Source organism: Paenibacillus sp. FSL P2-0136 (assembly GCF_037975325.1).
Classification (GTDB): domain Bacteria; phylum Bacillota; class Bacilli; order Paenibacillales; family Paenibacillaceae; genus Paenibacillus_AQ; species Paenibacillus_AQ silagei.
The window spans coordinates 982,577-1,003,397 of sequence record NZ_CP150244.1; the positions used below are offsets into that span (position 1 = coordinate 982,577).

Below are 20,821 nucleotides of genomic sequence, written 5' to 3' on the forward strand. Positions count from 1 at the left end.
CAGCTTATCAACAGGCGTTGATAAGCTGCTTTTCAGTCTGTCTGCCCCGGAATTATTGCTTGCCCAGCATGGTAGGAATCTCGCCGAGCAGCCACTCTCTGGTGGTAGCATCACTGGAGGTCTTCATGATGTCCTGCGTGTAGACGTAGCCGTTCTTAACGGCAGGCAGGCTGTTCCACACCGCGCTCTTCAGCAGATTGCCGGTCGATTGCTTGGCTTCGTCTGCCACCGGAGTCAGCAGGAAGATACGATCTCCGGCGTATTCCCGGAGCACTTCCAGTGAGATTTCCTGGAAGCCCATATCGGCATCCAGCACCTTTTGAATAGCCGGGGTAGGCTTGAAGCCTTGCTCTCCGTACAGTACCTGAGAGAGGCCCGTCGTTGCCATTACGAACAGCCGGTCCCCCGGATAATAAGTGAAGACCGAAGCGGTCTCACCGTCCTTCATCCCCGAAGCCTTAAGCTGGGCCCACATCGCATCCTCCTTCGCCTGATACTGGGCCAGCCAAGCCTCCGCTTCCTGCTTCTTGCCTAAAATATCTCCAATATCCAGCATCCGCTCCTTCAGGGGGGCGAAGGTATCGAAGATAATCGTTGGAGCGATTTTGGAGAGAGCGTCGTAATCAGCTTCATCAATACCGGCGTAGATAATCAGATCGGGCTGAAGCTCCAGCGTCTTCTCCAGATTGATCGGGAACCCGACATCTGCAATTCCGGTCAGCTTGTCCTCGAAGACCTGGCCCTCCCCCATGGAGAGCGGATAGCCGATGGCTTGTACACCAAGTGCCAGCAGATCGCCATACGTTTCTCCGGAATAGATAATCCGTTGCGGATTCACTGGAATCTCTGCCGTATGGCCTTTGTAATCCGTGTGTGAACGGGTAGTAGCTGCAGCTTCAGCAGTGGTTTGCGCGTCAGGTGCGGTGGTTGCTGCACTACTCCCCTGATTATTCTTATTGCTGCTGCAGGCGAGCAGTAAAGTGCCCATCAGGAAGAGCATGCCCAGGATAGCGAAGGGTTGTCGAGTCTTGTTCATTGTATGTATGCCTCCCAAAGGTATTGTGATTACCAATAATGATAATCATTATCGTTTAGATCATCATAAATTATAGCCAGTTGTTACTCAATGGACAAAACACGAGGCAGCATTTGAATTTGTACAATATTTTTTTGCTCGTTTTGTTAATAACATATTGATAATATCAAAAAAGTCTGCTATGATGTTGTTAATAACAAATTAATAATAACAATTAATTAATAACTGAGTTTACCTTTGCTCAACAGATGACTCAGAATACACCCCCTAGGAGGTAATGATCATGTTTGGATTCCGGTTCGTGAAATTTCAGCCCAGTGATTATGTGCTCAAGGTGAAGAATGGCAAGGTAGTGCGTGAAGGGGTCGGGCTTTCTTTTCATTATTATGCGCCGACAACTTCGGTGGTTGTCGTGCCTGTCTCTTCGATCGATGTTCCATTCATGTTCGAGGAAATTACGGCGGACTATCAGACGGTAACCGTCCAGGGGCAGCTGACCTACCGGATTGTCGATTACCGCAAGACCACCCAGATCCTCAACTACACCTATAATCTCAAAAAGAACACCTATCTCTCCGACGATCCGCACAAGCTGGCCCAGCGGGTGATTAATATCGCCAAGGTCCTGACCAAGAAGCAGCTCGGGCAGCTCCCGCTGAAGGAGGCTATCCAGTCGAGTGAACGTCTTGCCAAGATGATTACCCATGAAATCGGCCAGAGTGCGGAGATTGAGAAGCTGGGCATTGAGCTGATGGGCCTGTCCATTCTGGCGATTGTACCGAATAAAGAGACGCTGCGGGCCTTGGAAGCGCAGGCCAGGGAGGAGATGCTCCGCAGCGCGGATAACGCGCTATATGAGCGGCGCAATGCTTCGATTGAGCAGGAGCGGCGGGTGAAGGAGAATGAGCTGAATACGGAGATCGCCGTTCAGACGAAGAAGAGACAGATGCGTGAGGCGCTGCTTGATTCTGACCGGTCAGCGAAGCAGAAGCAGAATGAGATGAAGGAAGAGCAGCTGATTTTTGATACGGAGCTGGAGGAGAAGAAGCAGGCGCTGATTGAGCTGGCCATAGCGAATAAGAGAGCCGAAGCGGATGCCAAGGCTTACGAGCTGACGGCGGTAATGAATTCGCTGCAAAATGTATCGCCTAACGTCCTGCAGGCGCTGACGAATGTCGGCATGAACCCGGATAAGCTGATCGCCATCGCCTTCCAGGAGCTAGCGGTGAATGCCGGGAAGATCGGCCAGCTTAACATTACACCGGATCTGCTGCAAGGAATCATGGCCGGCTCGGCAGGAGGTGGAGCCGGAGCAGAAAGAGGAGGTAACGGACGATGAGCAGCCGGGGTTCGGAGAACAAAATCATACTGATCAAGCGCAAGACACGCCTGGAGGAGCTGGTGGTCCGCTACAACACAATCCAGCAGGCCCAGTTCTATATTGAACGGCTGGGAGCCGATTTCAGCGACTACTTAAGCGAGGATTTCCAATACCGCAAGGCGGTGGAGACCGCAGTGACCGAGCTCAGCGCCATCGGCCGGCTCCAGGTGCTGGAGCGGCAGCATGTGCCGAATTTCATCTTCGGGGCCGAGGATACCGTAGTGGTCCTGGGGCAGGACGGTCTGGTCGCCAATACACTGAAATACCTTCAGGAGCAGCCGCTGATCGGAGTGAATCCTGATCCGCTGCGCTGGGATGGCGTGCTGCTGCCCTTTAGAGTCAAGGAAGTTCGGCAAGTAGTGACGGAGGTGCTGCGCGCCCAGCGCCAGGTCCGTGAGGTTACCCTTGCCAAGGTGGAGCTGAATGACGGGCAGAGCCTGTACGGGGTGAACGATCTGTTCATCGGCCGCCGGACCCATGTCTCGGCCCGGTATCAGCTGGAGCTGAACGGGCAGCTGGAGCAGCAGTCCTCCAGCGGCATCATTGTCTCGACCGGCCTGGGCTCCACGGGCTGGCTCAAGAGTGTGCTCGCCGGAGCCGCAGGTATCGTCAGCCGTGCCGCACAAATGCAGGATGCAGCTGCTGAACAGACAGCCCGGGTGTCTGCGGAGGTTGCCGCAGTCAGTGCGGGCAGCGGGCTGGCCTGGAATCATCCGGAGTTGTATTTCACTGTGCGGGAGCCTTTTCCAAGCCGGACGACTTCAGCAGAGCTGGTATTCGGGAGAATCAGCAGCAGTCTGCCGCTGCGCATTACTTCGCAGATGCCCGAGGACGGCGTGATTTTCAGCGACGGAGTAGAGAGCGATTATCTGGAGTTCAACTCCGGGGTGGAAGCGACGGTTGGGCTCGCGGAGAAGACCGGCAGGCTGGTAATCTAGACGAGGCGCGGACCGTTCATGGCGTGGCGGGTACGCCAAAAGGGTTCTCTCAGCTTCCGCTGCTGCGGTCTGAGAGAACCCTTTTTCGAAATATAAGAATGATATGCTCCCCGCTCTTCCTACTGGAAGCTTCGTCCCTGGTTCATTGGAGCGTTATAGGAGGAGCCTGCGGACATCGGTGTCTGCATTGGCGTATGCATCGGCTGGTGGTTAATCCCCGCGTTGATCGGGCTATGCAGTGAGTTCACCGGCTGGCTGTTTGAAGTGAAGGACGGGCTGAAGGAGGAGTTATACCCTCCCATTCCTGTATTGTGGCTCTGGCCCATTGGCTGGTTCTGTCCCATAGAATGCATTAGTCCCATCTGGTTCCCGGAATTGAAGCTTGGAATGCTTGTATGGGTATTGAAGCCGGAAGTCTGTGTGAACTGCTCCATCGATCTGACCGACTGCGAGATCTGCTGCAGCTGCTGCATCGCGGTCTGATGGCCCTGCAGCGCCTGCTGGATCATCTGAATGGCCTTGCTGTTATGCTGGCTAAGCTCCTGGAGCTTGGCGGCATCCTGCTGCTCCTGCTGAAGAAGCTGCTGGTAATTCTGCGTTCCCTGCTGGGTCTGTGCTATCAGCTGCTGAACGATTTGCTCGCATTCCCGGATCTGTGCAGATGAGTTGGTATTCAAAATAGTTGGCCTCCTTGAGATGGGTGTTTTGGTCATGCGGGCTTATTATCTCTGATGGCGCTGGCGAATATTCATGCTTCGGCGTGCAAGGGAGGCGGTTCCGCCCAGAACGGTTACAATATTGCAAACGTTGCGTCACTCCGGGCGGGACGAGTTGATAAGAATAGGTACAGGCTGCTCTGCAACTATTGCGGCAAATGAACGTCTATGTAGAAAAGACAATCCAGAATCATCCATAACCTGGAGGTGGGGCAACTATGAGTCAGCGTGAACAGGTAAGCCGGATTCAAACGTATTTTCCCAAAAGCATCGCACTAATACTGGTATTTGTAATGCTTTTGACCGCATGCTTCACAGGATCGGCTGCGGCGGCATCGTCTTCCTCAGATCTGATCATTGTGAACAAAAAAACGAACAAACTGGCGTATTACAGCGATGGCAAGCTGGTGAAGATTTTTCCGGTCGCTACCGGCAAAACGAAAAGCCTGACGCCTGAAGGCAGCTTCAAGATGGTGGTCAAAATCAAAAACAGACCCTACTACAAGGATAAGATTCCCGGAGGCGATCCGGCCAATCCGCTGGGGGACCGCTGGCTGGGGCTGGAGGTCAATGATACTTACGGCACCACCTACGCCATTCACGGCAACAACAATGAATCTTCTATCGGTAAATATGTCAGCGCCGGATGCATCCGCATGCACAATGACGATATTCACTGGCTGTATCCGAAGATTAAGAAGAATACCCGGGTAATCATTACAACCTCCGGCCTGGAGATGGCGGGCATTGCCGAGAAGAACGGCTACCGTCTGGGATCTACGATGATTGCGGGAGCTTTTGTCAAGGGCGGGGAGAAGCTGCCGGTGAAGAATTCCTTCCTGCTGGAGGATTCGCGGGTATACATTCCACTGAGTGAATCCGTGAAGCTGCTGGGCGGAAGCCTGATGCAGGAGGCGGGAACCGGGGCGCTCATTATCACAATAGGCAAGAAGACAGCAGTTCACAAGCCGCTTAGCACGAAGGCCAAAGTGAACGGCAAAACCGTAGAGATGCTAGCCTCCAAAAGTGTAGACGGCCGCCTGTACATTCCGCTGGGCAGCTTAACGCCGTTGTTCGGCCTGCCGTTCACCTGGAATGCTAAAGAGGGAGCAGTGAAGCTGTAAAGTAGTAGTGGCTGCACAAGGCCAGATTATGCAACCAACATGCCGCCGTATACTACGGCTCCAGAAGCCAGCCGATCGATTATTGATGGCTGGCTTCAGTGTTTAACCGGGTGGAGTAGAGTGACAGGATACATAGAGAATAGTAATATGAGAGAGATTTGTTATATTTTTGATCTTCTAGGGGAGGGACTGAAGATTAGAGTACGTATTATAGGCGGCTGCGGGAGCGGGAAGACGTATATCGCCCGGAAATTAGCTCAAAGTTATGGAATCCCGTGCTATGAAACGGATAATTTTGTCTGGGATCGCAGGGACAACACCAAGAACTCCCCGGAGGTACGGGATGCCAAGCTCGCGGAAGCTATGGATGCGGAGTCGTGGATCATAGAGGGCGTACATTACCAGTGGGGAACAGAAAGCTTCCGGCAAGCGGATCTGATTTTTCTGATTCGGCCTAAGGCTTATGTACAGGATGCCCGGGTCATCAGCAGGTTCATGAAGACCAGGCTGGGGCTTGAGCAGGGAAATTATAAGCAGTCGTTCAAGTATCTCCGGGTGATGCTGCTGGAATGGAACCGCAGCTTCAGGAGAGAGGGTATTCCTGCGATAATGGCATTAACCGAACAGTATCAGGCTAAGCGGATCATCGTGCAGGGGAATCATGAGATTTTGCAGCATGTGGGCAGGTATGTGCAGGGGAAGAGTGTGTTGGAAACCTAGGAGGCATGCAACCTTTGTTACAGCCCCTGCGTCATAGGGTACAGTTTAGACAAAAGAGGATGGTTCCCATAACGAAGGAGATGGCATCATGACTACATTAATTAGAACAATCACAGGTATTCTTATCGTTGGGGCGATGCTCAGCCTTACAGCCTGTAATTCCGGCAAAACGGAACCATCGCCTAACAATACGGCTGTGGCTACAGCAACTGTGCAGTCAGGGGATAGCGCTTCATCGGCAGCAGAAGGTGCGCAGGTGAGCGAATCTGGTACAGATGACGGCGCTGCTGCGGGCGCAGAGCCTGTAACTGCTGACTCTGAAGCCGCAGTGGGAGCCTCAACAGAGTCTACGGTTACTGAGGTTGCAGGGGCTGAAGCAGATACCGTGGCTCCCGCTACCCCGCAGGAACGGAGCAAGCAGCTGAAGGAGCTGCTGGAGCTTGCTAAGCAGGGCAAGGTGCCCGGCGTCGAATATGCTGCACACACCGGACTTATTGATGAGGTGGAAGCCGCGTGGGGAGAGCCGGACCTCAAGGAATCGGCAGGCAAGGGAGTCTATTCCACATATTCCAAGAAGAGTGTGGTGTTTGGTTTTAACAAGGGTATGAAGATTTTTGATGTGCGCTCCAGCGCCCCGGACCTGCGTAACCTGACACTGAAGCAGATTGAAGAAGTCCTCGGCAAGCCGGATGTTACTACCGTGAATGGCGAGCATAATATCTATATTTATCAGGCCAACAAGCAGTATCAGCTCAAATTCATCATCCCGGAATCAACAGGAACGGTAGATCATATCTCGGTGTTCTCGGAGCAGGACTCCATTAATAATATGGCAGGCTAGCCTCGCGTCAACAGGTGGGACGATTAGAGCGACTGTAGTCAAATCAATATTGTAGTGAGAAATCCCCTTACAGCGGCAACTGTAGGGGGATTTTTTGTGAATCGAATACAATAGGCCAGTGAGGGGTGAGAGGGATATCGTGCAAGCAAGTGCAAGCTGATATAATCGACTTGTGGATTCATTAGCAGAAGAAGAAAAGAGGCACCGCCATGCATCTGGAGTTGAACGGAAGTGAATATAAGGTATCCGCCGGAGGATTAAAGGTAGAGCTGCTGCCCAAGGAGTTCGCGCTGCTGCAGTTTCTGTACCGTAACCGGGGGCGGACCTTCAGCCGGGAGCAGCTGCTGGATAAAGTCTGGCCCATGGAGTATCCGGTGGAGCGGACCGTTGACGATCATATCTACAGGCTGCGAAAGAAGCTGAGGCCGTTAGGCGGGATCGACATTAAGACGATTCGTGGGTTCGGGTACAGTCTGGCAATTCCGGGCGGCCTTGCGGGCGTAGCGGTAAATCCGGCAACGAATGACCCGGAGCTGCGCGACACGATGCGTGAGGTGTTCATGAAGTTCCATGTCTATGGTCAGGGGAACTCCATGCTCACTCTTGCCCGCCAGCAGGACATCCTCGGCTACGAGCTGGACCCGCATTATTCTATGGTTGTTCATTTTGTGCAGGGAGATTTGGATTGGTTGGTCCACACGGACGAGATTCCGCTGAAGGACCGGCTCTTTTACCTCAATCTGTTCTACTTCTTCATTGGTGATCCCAGGGAGAAGGTGGCGTACGCCGAGCGCCTGATTGCGCGGAATCTGCTGAACCCGCCAGAACAAACCGAGCTTGAGATTCTGACGATGCTGGACATGTACACCCTTGCAGGTCAGCCGGAAAAAGCACTGGAACGTCTGAAGCGTTCCTACCAGGTGATCGCCGGACCCGGCTTTGAGAATTTCATCCCGGTCACGGTAATTACAGAGCTGTTCATCCATCTCTCAGCGGGAGCTTGCGATGAAGAGCTGGAACGGATGGATGAAGCCGTCAGCCGGATTTTGCAGGACAAGCCCTTTTTGCGGGAGATTGGCAACTACAAGGTAGTGAAGGGACTCTGGAAGCTGCGCCGTGAACAGTGGGCAGAGGGGGAGCGGCTCATCAATGAGGGATTGCAGGTGCTGGATATGTCGGGATTCGTGCCGCTGCGCTTCTATGCACTGTACAAGATTCATCATTTTTGCCGGATGTTCCTGACCGGAAGTGCCTTGGACCGAAAGTATAATAGCCTGTTTGCGGCCGAGCTTGAAGCTTGTGGCCTGGACAGACTGGAACACACTCTGGAGCGCATCCTGCTGCCGCTGCTGGAGACCCCATGATAATTCTCTGACAATTCTCCGTTACTTTAGAATCATAGATGGAGCTTCATCTACGATCTTAGGTAACCTGGAGGAGTGTCAGATGGAACGATCAACCAAGCAGGGAAACAGTCTGCTTCATAACAAAACGTATATGCGGGTGTACAGCGCTTTTGCCACAGCGAGCTTCGGCGACTGGTTCGATGCACTGGCGATTCAGGTGCTGGTCGGTTACCGCTGGCAGGCCGGGCCGCTGATGCTGGCCCTCATTCCGGTAGCGCTGGCGCTGCCGAGTATTCTGCTCGGCTCGATTGCCGGGGTAGCCGCCGACCGGCTGAACAAGCTGAAGCTGATGCGCATCTGCGACCTGCTGACAGCGCTCTTGACCCTGCTGGTGCTGTTTGCACCGAGCATGGTCTGGCTGCTGCCGCTGCTGGCGCTGCGCTCAGCGCTGTCTACACTGAATATGCCGGCCCAGCAGTCCTTGACCCGCAGTCTTGTGAGAGAGGACCAGCTGCTGCAAGCCTCGTCACTCAACGGACTGGTCAACCAAGGCTCCAAAATCGCCGGGCCGCTGCTCGGCGGTCTGGCGCTCGCCTTCCTTACGCCGCAGTGGTGCATCCTGCTCAATGCCTTGCTGCGCGGCTGTTCTTATCTGCTGTTGCTGTCCGTAAAAAACATCCATACGGAGGAAGAAGACAGCAAGCAGCCGGAAGCGCCGGACAACAAAATTCCGCTCCGTACCATGTGGCGGGAAGGCTGGAGCTTCATGCTCCGCAGCCGGCTGCTGCTGAATACGATGCTGTTCGGGCTTGCCGGGTCGCTGGTCATTCAAGTCGTCGACTTTCAATTCACCAGCCTGTTCCGGGTGTTCGCTCCAGACCGGGAATCCCTGCTCGGCTGGATGGTAGCTGCTACCGGAGCTGGAGCTGTGCTCATCATCCTAATCCTGAACAAGCTGAAATTGGAAGAAGGTTATGGCTGGAAGCTGGGATCTGGGTATGTCCTGATCGGCGGATCGATTGCGGCGCTGGGTCTGCTTCAACCAGGAGCATCTATGATTTGGGTGCTGCTGATCGGGTTTGTGCTGGGGATCGGCAACGGGGTATTCATGATTACCTTCAATTACTGTCTGCAAAAAGAAACCCCGCCGCACATGACCGGCCGCATCTTCGGCATTCAGAACACCGTCCTCAGCACGGTACTCATTGTGGCACCTTTGCTGGGCGGCGTGCTTGTGCAATATGCAGGTCCGGCCCGCATTTTTGTTAACATTGGCTTACTGCAGCTGCTCTTGGGTCTGCTGGGTGTGGCGTTCAGACGGCAGCTCTGGCCGGTGGCGAGGTCTACAGCGAAAGCCGCTCAGCCAGCGGTAGAGAGTAGCTAAGAAGGTTAACGGATCACTAATTTCTGTATGTACGATTAGGAGGAGCTTATGACAACTTATATCTACATGGTAAGGCACGGAGACTCGCTCCGTACCGGGGTGGATGAATGGACGCGCGGCCTGTCGCCCAAGGGGGAGGAGGATGCCCTGCAGGTCACGGAATGCCTGAAGGATGAAGGGATAGATGTGTTGTACAGCAGCCCGTATATCCGGGCGGTCGATACGATTGCGGATTTGGCGGATCAACTGGAGCAGGAAATCATTCTGATTGATGATCTTAGAGAAAAGGTCTGGATGGAGGGCAACCAGCAGCTATCCGACGAAGGCTTATACGATGAACTCCAGGAGATGTACACCGATCCCGATTATGCCCTGCCGGGCGGGGAATCGAACCGGGAGTGCCAGGCACGGGCAGTGAAGGCGCTGCAGAATATTCTGCGGACCCATGAAGGTAAAAGAGTGGCCATCGGAACCCACGGCATGGTGATGTCCTTGATGATGGGCTATTTTGCCCCGGGATACGGTCTGGACTTCTTACTACAGACGACCAAGCCGGATATCTATGTCATGGAGTTCGGAGAAGATGAAGTGTCGGTCCGGCGGATGTCTTTTTAAACTAAGGGGTAGAATAGTTATCGTTATTACAATAAAATGGTAAAATGAGGTGAGGAGTACAAGGAGGTTAGTATGAAAAATCCATTATTTCGAAGCTTAATTGTTGGACTAATATTTGCATGTGTTTATTATGCCATTCAGATCATCCGTGGGATGTATCTAACAAAGAACTATGTTCCAGACATTGCAGGTAGGTATACGTCGGTGGATTATTTGCAACACAAAATCACATTCGGGTATGAATATAGTCCGTTAGGGAGAGTAATTGAATTCTCTGGTTTAATGCTACTTGGAATAATGGTTTACTTTACTTGGAGATTTTTGAGAACAGTTATTACTAAAAAATGATAGTCATTACGCTAAAAGGAAACAATACCTCAATAATCCCAAGAAGGCAGCCGACCAATGTGGTGGCTGCCTCTTTAGCTTTTCGTGATCAACTGGCCGCAAACGGATAATCAATAACGATGATTCCATCAACAAATGGGCCTATGGATTTCAATAAATTTTGATGTAGCGGGTGTTGAATATATTCACGGCAAGCTTGCTGATTCTCAAAAGTAACTCTGATCCCCAGCGTGAACCCCTGGGTGTGCTCGATTTCCTCCGTCACGTTAATCCCCGCGCTAAGATCTACGATACCTGGAATTTCCCCCTTAAAGTTCTGCGCGCGCCTAACAGCGTCTTCTTGCTCTGCAATAGAAATATCAGGCTTGAATTTCAATAGCACCATATGCTCAAACATCTTAATCCCCCCAAAACTAATATCAACTTGTCCTAACCATTCTTGCTCTTCTCCTATGGAGGACATAGACTAGTGTACATGAGCCTAACGAGGTTAGGGAGATATCTGGTTATCGTAGGATTGGAAATCCTACGTTCAAGAATAGATAGGAGGCATGAGGAGATTATGGCGGACAGACTGGACCGTTACGGGGAATTGTCTCGTTTTTTGCGCTTACGCCGTGAACGAATGACTCCTAAGCAAGCGGGTTTGCCGGAAACCGGACGCAGACGTACACCTGGACTTCGCCGAAGCGAGGTAGCCCAGCTGGCAGATGTAGGATTGGACTGGTACACCTACTTGGAACAAGGGCGTCCTATTAACGTATCCGCTGAGGTACTTGACCGAATATCAGAAGTGCTTCGGTTAGATGAAGCAGAACGCAGGCATCTGTACCATCTGGCTCGAAAGCAATTCCCCTTGATCAATACCCATCAACCCTCCAAGGTAACAGCGGAACTTCAACGTTTTTTGGATAGCCAAACCCTGTCACCTTCGAATGTCATGGATGCGCATATGAATATCATTGCCTGGAATGAAGCCTACTGTGCAATGAATGGGGATCTCGCGGCTATGTCGGAGAGTGAACGGAATTTCGTCTGGATGACGTTTACTTCTGCCCGTTTTCGCTACGTTAAGGGAGAGCAATGGGAAATGCATGCCAGGCGAATCGTTGCTACTTTCCATGCCAGATATGCGCGACACGGCGAAGACCCTTGGTGGTCTGAGCAGTTCGAGGCACTGTCCAAGGTTAGCAGTGAGTTTCGTGAATTTTGGGACTCTCATGAGATTCTCGATGCCATAGATGCTCCGAAGACGCTGCATTGTCCGAATCTCGGGAAATTGAATTTCGATCTTGTATCGTTTCAGTATTTGAACGACTCAAATTTGACCGTATCCATCCATGTTCCTCATCAAGACGGCACGGTGGAAAAAATGCAGCAGCTGTTAACCGATTATCGGGACCAGCGTTACGGGCCCTAAGGGCAATTGGATTAGTTTGGTCGAAGCTAACATTCAGGGCTAGTTGTATTATGTACATTTAAAAACAGTCAAAAGGAAGAATTTGCTCTTCTAACTGTAGTTTGTACAACTAAATCTGCCCGAGTGGGCGAGATCCCCGATAATGAGCTATTTTAAATGTATGAAATACAACTAAACGTATATTTGGCAGTGAATCAAACGTTTTAGTTGTACGGAATGCACTTAAGTATATAGCTTAGTTTGTACCTTAACAGATTTAAGTCTGGTGCTGTATTTAAGTGGAACTGCTAACCCTATAGCCCATAGAATCGTTTTGTGTTGGCCGTCAGCAGGGCCTGGGCCTCTGGAACGGAATATCCATGCAGCGCCCCCCAGGCGGCGGCAACGTCAAGGACCATAGCCGGATGGGTGGTGCGCCCGGCGAACGGTCCTTCAAACGGCCACGGGCCGTCCGTCTCTGCCATGACCAGCTCCGGCGGATAGCGGCGTGCCAGCTCCTGAATCTCCGGTTCGTAGAGGATGTCGGGAGTGAAGGAAATGTAGTACCCGCGGCTAATCATCCGGTCAACGGTAGCGGCGGGGCCCTTGAACCAGTGGAAATGGGCCTGCGTAAGGCCATGCTGCTCCAGCAGATCGCATACGGTCCACGCATCCTCATAGACGGCATGTAGTACTACAGGCTTGCCCAAACGTGCAGCCAGTCCAAGAAGTCTGTCCAGAAGCTGAATATAGGGTGCCATATCCCAAGCTTCGCCACGCTCCACAGCCTCGGCCCGGGAGTAGTAGGGAAGGCCGATTTCACCAATAGCGGCCATATTGTCCGCATGGTCTGTAATCCATTTCAGCAACACGTTCAGCTCTTCCTCCGCAGGCAGCGGCTGCTCGGGATGGAAGCCGTAAGCCGGCTTCACCAGGCCGGGATATCCGGCTGCGAGCTCCCGGGTGCGCTTGCTGGAGGCGAGGTTCATGGAGACGGCGATCAGCGACTCGATGCCCTGCTCCGGCAGTCCCCCCAGCAGCGAGGACACTACGTGATCCTCATATTGGTCTAGATGAATATGGGCATCAATCATTTGCAAGCCTCTCCTTCCGGCAACGGATTATTTCTCCACAATGGCTTCACCCCGTTCGTCCGGCTCAAAAGCAATAGACCCCAGCTCCATTCCCGTCTTGCCTGCCTTATATTCCAGCTTCAGGGTACCGACACTCTCGGTCATGCCGACCATTAAGCTGGTATCTGCGAGCAGCTTGTTATTCTCTACTGAATAGTAGGTCACTGCGCCAATAGCCGCTTTGCTGCCGAAATACTTCAGCCCGTCTCCGGCGCGGCCGGGAATTCTCAGGGCCACCTTGGACGGCGTGGGTCCTGTAAGCTCAAGCTTCAGCAGGACATCGTCCTTATCCAGCGAAATACTGGAGGATACTACAGCAGAGGCCGCTTTGTCAGCAGTAGGCACCGAAATTTCCTTCCACTGTTCAGGCTTCACGACATGAACCTCCTGTGCAACCAGCGAGGTTCCGGTTCCCAGGGTGAACACAACCGTAGCCTCCGGTTTGCCGTCAGAATCTACATCAGCATAGAAGAGCTGAGGCGGATGCGAGTAGTCTCTGGATACGGTCCAGTTGAAGTGCTGCTTTTTCCCGTTCACTTCAAGAATGAATCCCTTGTAGGTATTGCCGTCCTTGAGAGCAGCGTACAGCTTCACCTTGGGATTATTCTCTGCAATGGCTAGTGGGGCTGCAGGTACTCTGACGGTTGTGCTAAGACTGCCCGGGGTAATGTTAACCCGGCTTCCTCCCGGATTCAGCTCTGTAACAGCTCCCGTAAGGGAGTCCAAAGTAGCTGCCGCGATGTATACACGGCCTGCCTTCAGCAGCACAGGGGCGTCCAGATCATCTTGATATCCCCCATCCGTTTGCAGATAAGTCACTTGTATGGAGGCGCTGCCGGGCGTAAGAATCGTCTTGTCCCAGCTTGTGGACAGGGTGAGCTGCTTGAGAGTGTTATTCCATTGCAGCTCTGTCGGGAAGTATTCCAACAGTGCGCGGGCAGGTACGTATAATGTGCCGCCGGAGTGGAAGGGGGGAGCCCCGGGAAGAACGGCTTGTCCGTCCACAACAAGGGATAGAGGGGCAGCAGCAGAATGGGCAATATCTATGGATGAACCCGCCGCATGGCCTGCGAGGAGCAGGGCGATAGCGGCAGCGGTAATTAATTTTTTCATAAGATAACCTCCGGAGTCTGGAAATTCCAATCTCTTGTATTATAAATGAAAAACTCCGCCTGCGGGTCACGTTCTGTTAACAAAGATAAGACAAGCCTGTTACAGCCCTAGCATATACTGCCCATACTGCATTGTGCCTGGACAAATGCAATTTGCCATATCCTAATAGAAGACTTGCAGAAACCTCAAGCCTCCAGCGCCTGAAGGGCAAGTAACACAAGGGCTCTGACAGAGTCTTCGCTCAGCTCTCCCCCGGTCAGCAGCAGCCGGTAAAAAATAGGGCCATAGACGAGATCAATACAACTCCCGATATCGAGTCCCTGCTTCAGTTCCCCCTGGGCAATCCCCCGTTCAAACAGCTTCCGGGCTTCCTCGCGGCGCGGGCCGAAATATCTGCTCCGGTACGCCTCCGCCAGTCCGGTATCGGATTGCCCTTCACCGATCAGCTCCGTAATGACTTTACCTTCCCGGCTGGTTAGGAACTGCGCGAGCGTCCCCGCATGAATCAGAATGTCCTCCTTGGCGGAACCTGTATCCGGGATTGGCAGTCTGGCGTTAGCGGCGTACAAATATCCATCCATGACCACGGCCGCTTTATTCGGCCACCATTTATAGATCGTTGCCTTACTGACCTGGGCCTGCTCCGCGATCTTCTCTACGGTAACTGCGCCGAAGCCCGTCTCCAGCAATAATTCATATGAAGCGTTCAGAATAGCGTTCTTGGCCTCGGTATTGCGCGGGCGGCCTCTTTTTTTCTCCATGGTGATTCCTCCTGACAGTGCTAGTTCAACTATAATTGGAGTATACCATAAAACTGCCTATTTACAATACTGAACGTTTAGTATATTATTTGGTCATGGTTAATTAATGTACTTGACGTTCACTATTTAAAAACTGGAAGGTGGCGCTTCAAATGAAAGATGGAATTCCTGCGCAACAACAAACAGTATCCCTTGTTACTCAAAAGGCTGTCCCCGGCTGGATCACTTTTCTGCTCGCTGTATCCTGCGGACTAATCGTGGCGAATCTCTATTATACCCAGACGCTGGTTGGGCCCATCGGGCAGGCGATTCATCTGTCCGCCGGAGCGACAGGGCTAATCGTTACCCTGACGCAGATCGGTTACGTAGCCGGACTGCTGTTCATTGTCCCGCTCAGTGATATTATTGAGAACCGCCGGCTGACTGTGACGTCGCTGATTCTGGTTGTGGCCGCCCTGGTGCTGTCCGTTCTGGCACCAAATGCACCGCTGTTCCTGGCCGCCTCTTTGCTGATCGGGCTGGGCTCGGTAGCCGCGCAGGTCCTGGTACCCTATGCCTCCTATCTTGCTACAGAGGAAGATCGCGGCCGCGTCGTCGGCAATGTGATGAGCGGGCTGCTGCTGGGCATTATGTTCGCCCGCCCGGTCGCCAGCTTCATGGCCGGACTCTGGGGCTGGAAATCCATCTTCATCATCTCGGCTGTCGTAACTGCGCTGTTGACGCTGCTCCTGTCCCGTGTCCTGCCCGCCCGGAAGCCCGCTCCCGGCTTAAGATACGGACAATTACTCCGCTCTCTGGGCACATTGCTCACGTATACGCCAGTGCTGCGGCGCCGTGCTCTATACCAGGCCAGCCTGTTCGGCGCCTTCAGTCTGTTCTGGACGACCGTTCCCTTGCATCTGTCCAGCGAGTTTCATCTGTCCCAGCAGGGAATCGCCCTGTTTGCCCTGGCTGGGGTGGGCGGTGCCGTGGCCGCGCCGATTGCGGGCAGATTGGCTGACAAGGGCTGGACCCGGCTATTGACTGGTCTTGGCATTTCACTGGCCGTTCTCTCCTTTATCCTGGCTTACCTGCTGCGGGATACCTCCAATCTTACTCTAGGCCTGCTGGTGCTGACGGCCATTCTGCTCGATATGAGCGTGTCCGGTAATCTGGTGCTGGGGCAGCGGGCGATCTATTCACTGGGCAATGAGACCCGGGGGCGGCTGAACGGCTTGTTCATGGCGATCTTCTTCATTGGAGGAGCCGTGGGATCATCACTCGGGGGCTGGGCATATGCTTACGGCGGCTGGAGTCTGACAACCCTGATCGGGCTGGCACTGCCAGTGCTGGCGCTGATCTACTTTTTGACCGAGAAGAAGGAGCACGCTTGAGAAAAGGAGCCGTGGCGTTCAGCAATAATCCGCATAGCCAGTGAATCCTAAAAAAACTACAGTAGGCAGGGGAGCTTCGATCCTCTGTCTTTTTTCGTCTGCATATGTAATGGATTCGATAGATAGAGCGTATTAGCTCATGTAGAATACTTGGCCAAGTAAATTCAGCCTGGAAGGGAGGGCTTAAGGAATGCAAGAGCGCGCATTGCTGCCTTTGATACATGACAGGGTTTCATCCCATATAGAGACAGAGCTGGAGTTTTCAGCCGTTTTCGAAGTCTATTATAAACGGATATTCAACTATATCGCCTACCGGGTGAGCTGCCGTTACACCGCTGAGGATCTGGCCAGCCAGGTGTTCGAGAAGACGCTATCCAAGCTGCCCGCCTACTCCCCGGAGAAAGCACCGCTGGAAGTGTGGCTGTTCGCCATTGCCCGCAACGTAGTGAATGATTATTACCGGAGCCGCGCGCGGCAGCGCTTCTTCTCACTGGACAGTATCCGGGAGCTGGTGTCTGGCAAAAAAGAGCCGGAGACGCTCATCCTCGGCAGAGAGCGCAGCGATAGGCTACAGGATGCGCTGGACACGCTCAGCCCGAAGGAACGTAACCTCATCGCTCTGAAATTCGGGGCGGATCTGAAGAATACGGAGATTGCCCGGATTACCGGAATCTCGGAGAGCAATGTCGGAGTCATTCTCTATCGCAGCATGCGAAAACTGAAATCTGAAATAGGGAGTGTGGAAGAGCTATGAATAACAAGAAGAACGCTGCACAGGCGGAAGGGTTTGAACTTCAGGAGCTTCACGAGCTGGGCGAATACCTGGCGAAGCAGGACTTCTCCCGAGAGTCCGATCCGGCGGCGGTTCTGCGCCAAGTGAGAAGCCGTTCCATTCAGAAACAACAGGAGGATAATAGAATGAAGAACAAACAACGAATCAGACGCCCGGTGATGATTGCAGCTTCTCTGCTGGTGGCAGCCGTGGTGAGCGTGTCTTTCGTCAGACCCTCGTTCGCACAGGAAATGCTGGAGCGTGTGCTGAATTCCGTCCATCTGGGACATATTGAGGTCGCTCAGATGGACGGGAGTCACCCTAAGGAGTTCCCGGATGCCTGGAAGGGCAAGATATTTGACCAGGAGGGGAATCCCGTCACTTCGTTTAACCCCATGCCGGAAGCCATCTTCAATGCTGCCGGGGAGGCCATCGTCAATTTCGACGGGGATAAGCTGATTACCCTGAGCGAGCAGGAGCAGCTTGACAAGGAAGCTTCAGAGCAGAAGTTTACCGTCAAGGAGGCAGTTAAGCTGGATCAATACGCTCTCTTCAAGGTGAAGCTGCCGGAATACCTGCCAGAGGGCTTTGCCTTTGACCACGGGGAGTTCTATAAGGACGAGGCGGGTGTAAGCGGGCAGATTGTTGAACTGTTCTTCGCTAGCAAAGATAAGGATAAGCGAATCTGGATGCAGCTGCGCTTGGCCAATGAGGAGAATGCCTTTTCAATGGCAACGGATGATAAGGTTGAGCAGGTGAAGATCAAGGGGACGGATGCAGCTCTTGTCGGTGGCAGAACGCTGGACTGGGAAGCGAACGGCGTGATATACGGTCTCAGCACCCGCGGCCTTGACCGTGCAGAGGTCCTGAAGATTGCAGAATCCATTAACTGGTAAGCTGCTGAGCAGCGGATAAGGGAACAAGTACGAGGCATAGACAGGCATGGGATGAATCAGAGCACCAGACTGCAACCCCGGAGCGTGGCGGGGATCGCGGGCTGGTGCTTTTTGCAATAGTGTTTCTACTATATATAAGGAAATAAGAGGAACCATACATAGATTGTTAGATTCCCGGGTGGCGGGAGCGGATTCGCGGCTGGAATAACACTTCTCTTCATGCTTGTCATGCCCGTCTGCATATTGAGGCCAAGTCCTTCATAGACATGTACTAATCAATGCATTCAAAACAGGTTAAGGGGATGATGTCATGCGCCGGATAACATGGGTACTCGCGATCATTATGAGCGTGGCCTTAGTATTGGCGGGGTGCGGGAAGAAGGATGCCGCCTCTGTGGTCAAGGATCTGAATCAAGTGTCTGACAAGCTGGAGAGCAAGCAGGGAGCTTATCAGGGCTCAGGCACGATGACCTTGTACACCGGGGAGCAGCCGCAGGATTACAAGGTGGAGGTATGGTATAAGAATCCTTCGTATTACCGGATCAGCCTGTCGAACGTCCAGAAGGATGTGAAGCAGATTGTGCTGCGCAATGATGAGGGCGTATTCGTCCTGACCCCGAGCCTTGGCAAAAGCTTCCGCTTCCAGAGCGACTGGCCGGACAGCCAGGGTCAGGTGTATCTGTACCAGACGCTGCTGAAGGGAATTGTCTCCGACAACAACCGGCAGTTCGTGGAGGACGGGGATAATTATGTGTTCGAGGTCGCTGCGAACTATCAGAGCAGTGCGCTGGTCCGCCAGAAGATCTGGCTGAATAAAAAGACCTATGAGCCGAAGCAGGTGCAGGTATCGGATTCCGAAGCCAAGGTTGTGGTGAATGTGACCTTCGACAGCTTCAAGTTCGATCCGGAATTCACAGCAGATTCCTTCGATATGCAGAAGAATATGGCGGCCGGCAGCCCTTCCGAGAACACGATGGCGGAAGTGGACCAAGAAGGTAATCCGGTGGTCTCTGAAGATGGTGAACAGGCCGGTGAGCCGGTTACGGCCGAGCTGGGCGACTTCGGGATCATTGAGCCGGCTTACATTCCGGCTGGTGTGAAGCTGAAGGACACGAACAAAATTGAAGGCAGCAAGGACCATGCGGTGCTGATCCGCTATGACGGCGTTTACCAGTATACGATTATGGAAGCCCGTCCGCTGGACCGTGCGGTGTCGCTGGCTCCCGGAACATTGGTCGATCTGGGCTTCACGGCAGGCCTGCTTAGCGGGGATGAGCAGCAGACGCTGACCTGGATGAGCGAGGGTGTAGAGTACCGGATAACAAGCGCAAATCTGCCAGTTACGGAAATGATGCAAATAGCCGCTTCTATGGAGGAACAATCGGGTAAATAAAAAACAGTGGGCGGATACTGCGCAAGGTGGGAATCATTCCTCTACCCGCGGTATCCGTTTTTTGTCTACATCTGCTCACATTGACAGCGGCCTTCACGAGCATTACCATTGGCAGTAAGACTTCTGATCTGTGCGAATAAGGCAGAGATGTTTTACTACAATGTAAGAAGGTGACCTGAAGTGAAGGCAAGCTATCGGCCGACAGCAGCCGAGATTAACCTGGATGATTTGCGTGCCAACTACGAAGCTTTTCGCGGCGTATTGCCGCAGGAGACCAAGTTCATGGGATGCGTCAAAGGAAATGCGTATGGACATGGGGCAGTGGAAGTGACGCGGGAGCTGGAGCGGCTTGGAGCGGACTACGTCAGTGTTGCTTTTCTCGATGAGGCATTGGAGCTGCGTCAGGCGGGAATACTACTTCCTATCCTGGTGCTGGGCTATACTTCACCGGAAGGCATTGCCGTAGCCTGGGAGAACAATATTACCGTTACACTGTTCACACCGGAGGTACTGGAAGCGGTTAGCGCCCTTCCTGTTGAGAAGGAGCACCGGCTGAAGGTACACATCAAGATTGACAGCGGAATGGGCAGACTGGGATTATTGCCGGAGGATGCGCCCGCATTCATCGCTGAGGTGCATGCGGTGGAACAGGCGGAGCTGGAGGGCATGTTCACCCATTTTGCCAGAGCAGACGAACACAACAAAAGCTATACACTAATGCAGCACCGACGTTTCATGAGCGTGGCGGAAGCGCTTCGGGACATGAACATTACCATCCCGATCATACATACGGGCAATAGCGCTACGGCCATTGATACACCTCTACTATCCATTAACATGGTGCGTGTAGGCATAAGCTTGTACGGATTCTACCCCTCGGCTGAGGTGAACCGTGAGCTGGTGGCCTTGCACCCGGTAATGACGCTGAAGACGCAGGCTGTATATGTCAAAACCCTGCCGCCTGACTCAGGCATCAGCTACGGCACCCGGTACTTCACGGCAGGCGATGAGGTTATCGCTACGCTCCCCGTGGGGTACGCTGACGGATATTCCCGCATGCTAACAGGCAAAGCGGAGGTGCTAATACGCGGACGCCGCGTTCCTGTCGTCGGAACGATCTGCATGGACCAGTGTATGGTATCACTGAAATCTTTCGCTCTAGAAGCGGAACAAATCAAAGCAGGCGAAGAGGTTGTACTCATCGGCCGCCAGGGCACCGAGTCGATCACGGCAGATGAACTGGCGCTCCATTTAGGGACGATCCACTACGAAGTAATCTGTATGCTGGCTCACCGGGTACCGCGCGTGTATGTACGCCATGGTATGCTACCCAACCTCGTTAATCCCTTGCTGCAAGCCTAATACCCTGACCAGATACCTAGTACAGGAACTGAATATAAGGAACGTACCGTATAGAGCTTGTGACTTATAGTCTATACGAACCGCCATTTCTAGTTTATAATGGGATGCAGCATACTTGATATACTGGCGGCATATATTCCTTGTATAAAATTCCTTGTATATTGTAACAC

At 53.0% G+C, this 20,821-nt stretch carries 20 protein-coding genes; 14 read left to right on the plus strand and 6 right to left on the minus strand.

What is annotated here, in order from left to right:
* Window positions 1–52: 52 nt before the first annotated feature.
* Window positions 53–1,036 (minus strand): ABC transporter substrate-binding protein, encoded by a 984-nt coding sequence (locus NYE26_RS04025; protein ID WP_209878795.1) that lies wholly within the window; start codon window positions 1,034–1,036, stop codon window positions 53–55.
* Between the two features lie 283 nt (window positions 1,037–1,319).
* Between NYE26_RS04025 and NYE26_RS04030 the strand changes: the two genes are divergently transcribed.
* Both NYE26_RS04030 and NYE26_RS04035 read left to right on the plus strand, forming a co-directional pair.
* Window positions 1,320–2,375: an SPFH domain-containing protein gene (locus NYE26_RS04030; protein ID WP_209878793.1), complete on the plus strand. Its 1,056-nt coding sequence runs from the start codon at window positions 1,320–1,322 to the stop codon at window positions 2,373–2,375.
* Entirely contained in the window at window positions 2,372–3,355 is a 984-nt protein-coding gene (locus NYE26_RS04035) for a sugar kinase (protein ID WP_339254046.1), read from the plus strand. The genes NYE26_RS04030 and NYE26_RS04035 overlap by 4 nt, the downstream gene beginning before the upstream one ends.
* Window positions 3,356–3,474: 119 nt before the next feature.
* Here the strand turns inward: NYE26_RS04035 and NYE26_RS04040 are convergent, their stop codons facing one another.
* Window positions 3,475–4,032, minus strand: coding sequence for a hypothetical protein (locus NYE26_RS04040; RefSeq protein ID WP_339254048.1), 558 nt, complete (start codon window positions 4,030–4,032; stop codon window positions 3,475–3,477).
* Window positions 4,033–4,289: 257 nt separating this feature from the next.
* On the opposite strand from NYE26_RS04040, the gene NYE26_RS04045 reads away from it, so the two are divergent.
* The 6 genes from NYE26_RS04045 to NYE26_RS04070 all read left to right on the plus strand — a co-directional run bounded on the left by NYE26_RS04045 (window position 4,290) and on the right by NYE26_RS04070 (window position 10,101).
* Window positions 4,290–5,195, plus strand: a complete 906-nt coding sequence (locus NYE26_RS04045; RefSeq protein WP_339254050.1) for a L,D-transpeptidase family protein — start codon at window positions 4,290–4,292, stop codon at window positions 5,193–5,195.
* A gap of 147 nt (window positions 5,196–5,342) precedes the next feature.
* The gene (locus tag NYE26_RS04050) at window positions 5,343–5,915 is read left to right on the plus strand and encodes a hypothetical protein (protein ID WP_339254052.1); all 573 of its coding nucleotides are present in this window, start codon (window positions 5,343–5,345) and stop codon (window positions 5,913–5,915) included.
* An 88-nt stretch (window positions 5,916–6,003) separates the two neighbouring features.
* Complete coding sequence (locus NYE26_RS04055; protein ID WP_339254054.1) at window positions 6,004–6,756, plus strand: YjgB family protein; 753 nt, start codon at window positions 6,004–6,006, stop codon at window positions 6,754–6,756.
* A 209-nt stretch (window positions 6,757–6,965) separates the two neighbouring features.
* Complete coding sequence (locus NYE26_RS04060) at window positions 6,966–8,120, plus strand: winged helix-turn-helix domain-containing protein (RefSeq protein WP_339254056.1); 1,155 nt, start codon at window positions 6,966–6,968, stop codon at window positions 8,118–8,120.
* Window positions 8,121–8,202: 82 nt separating this feature from the next.
* On the plus strand, window positions 8,203–9,486 hold the full coding sequence (locus NYE26_RS04065) for an MFS transporter (RefSeq protein ID WP_339254058.1): 1,284 nt from the start codon (window positions 8,203–8,205) through the stop codon (window positions 9,484–9,486).
* 48 nt (window positions 9,487–9,534) lie between these two features.
* Window positions 9,535–10,101, plus strand: coding sequence for a histidine phosphatase family protein (locus NYE26_RS04070; protein ID WP_339254060.1), 567 nt, complete (start codon window positions 9,535–9,537; stop codon window positions 10,099–10,101).
* 436 nt (window positions 10,102–10,537) lie between these two features.
* On the opposite strand, the gene NYE26_RS04075 is transcribed toward NYE26_RS04070, so the two are convergent.
* Window positions 10,538–10,846 carry a Dabb family protein gene (locus NYE26_RS04075; protein WP_339254062.1) on the minus strand — a complete coding sequence of 103 codons (309 nt, stop codon included), beginning with the start codon at window positions 10,844–10,846 and terminating at the stop codon, window positions 10,538–10,540.
* Window positions 10,847–11,011: 165 nt separating this feature from the next.
* Here NYE26_RS04075 and NYE26_RS04080 point away from each other — a divergent pair, with 165 nt between their 5' ends.
* On the plus strand, window positions 11,012–11,869 hold the full coding sequence (locus NYE26_RS04080; protein WP_339254064.1) for a helix-turn-helix transcriptional regulator: 858 nt from the start codon (window positions 11,012–11,014) through the stop codon (window positions 11,867–11,869).
* 293 nt (window positions 11,870–12,162) lie between these two features.
* Here the strand turns inward: NYE26_RS04080 and NYE26_RS04085 are convergent, their stop codons facing one another.
* The 3 genes from NYE26_RS04085 to NYE26_RS04095 form a co-directional block, all read right to left on the minus strand.
* Entirely contained in the window at window positions 12,163–12,942 is a 780-nt protein-coding gene (locus NYE26_RS04085; protein WP_339254066.1) for a TatD family hydrolase, read from the minus strand.
* Window positions 12,943–12,969: 27 nt separating this feature from the next.
* Window positions 12,970–14,094, minus strand: a complete 1,125-nt coding sequence (locus NYE26_RS04090; RefSeq protein ID WP_339254068.1) for a stalk domain-containing protein — start codon at window positions 14,092–14,094, stop codon at window positions 12,970–12,972.
* 185 nt (window positions 14,095–14,279) lie between these two features.
* Window positions 14,280–14,855: a TetR/AcrR family transcriptional regulator gene (locus tag NYE26_RS04095; RefSeq protein ID WP_339254070.1), complete on the minus strand. Its 576-nt coding sequence runs from the start codon at window positions 14,853–14,855 to the stop codon at window positions 14,280–14,282.
* Window positions 14,856–15,007: 152 nt separating this feature from the next.
* Here NYE26_RS04095 and NYE26_RS04100 point away from each other — a divergent pair, with 152 nt between their 5' ends.
* The 5 genes from NYE26_RS04100 (at window position 15,008) to alr (ending at window position 20,651) form a co-directional block, all read left to right on the plus strand.
* Window positions 15,008–16,228 (plus strand): MFS transporter, encoded by a 1,221-nt coding sequence (locus NYE26_RS04100; RefSeq protein ID WP_339254072.1) that lies wholly within the window; start codon window positions 15,008–15,010, stop codon window positions 16,226–16,228.
* A 190-nt stretch (window positions 16,229–16,418) separates the two neighbouring features.
* The gene (locus NYE26_RS04105; RefSeq protein WP_076079569.1) at window positions 16,419–16,982 is read left to right on the plus strand and encodes a sigma-70 family RNA polymerase sigma factor; all 564 of its coding nucleotides are present in this window, start codon (window positions 16,419–16,421) and stop codon (window positions 16,980–16,982) included.
* Window positions 16,979–17,896, plus strand: coding sequence for a DUF4367 domain-containing protein (locus tag NYE26_RS04110; RefSeq protein WP_339254075.1), 918 nt, complete (start codon window positions 16,979–16,981; stop codon window positions 17,894–17,896). The genes NYE26_RS04105 and NYE26_RS04110 overlap by 4 nt, the downstream gene beginning before the upstream one ends.
* A gap of 310 nt (window positions 17,897–18,206) precedes the next feature.
* Window positions 18,207–19,289, plus strand: a complete 1,083-nt coding sequence (locus NYE26_RS04115; RefSeq protein WP_076079571.1) for an outer membrane lipoprotein carrier protein LolA — start codon at window positions 18,207–18,209, stop codon at window positions 19,287–19,289.
* Between the two features lie 180 nt (window positions 19,290–19,469).
* Window positions 19,470–20,651: an alanine racemase gene (gene alr / locus NYE26_RS04120; protein ID WP_076079572.1), complete on the plus strand. Its 1,182-nt coding sequence runs from the start codon at window positions 19,470–19,472 to the stop codon at window positions 20,649–20,651.
* Window positions 20,652–20,821 lie beyond the last annotated feature (170 nt).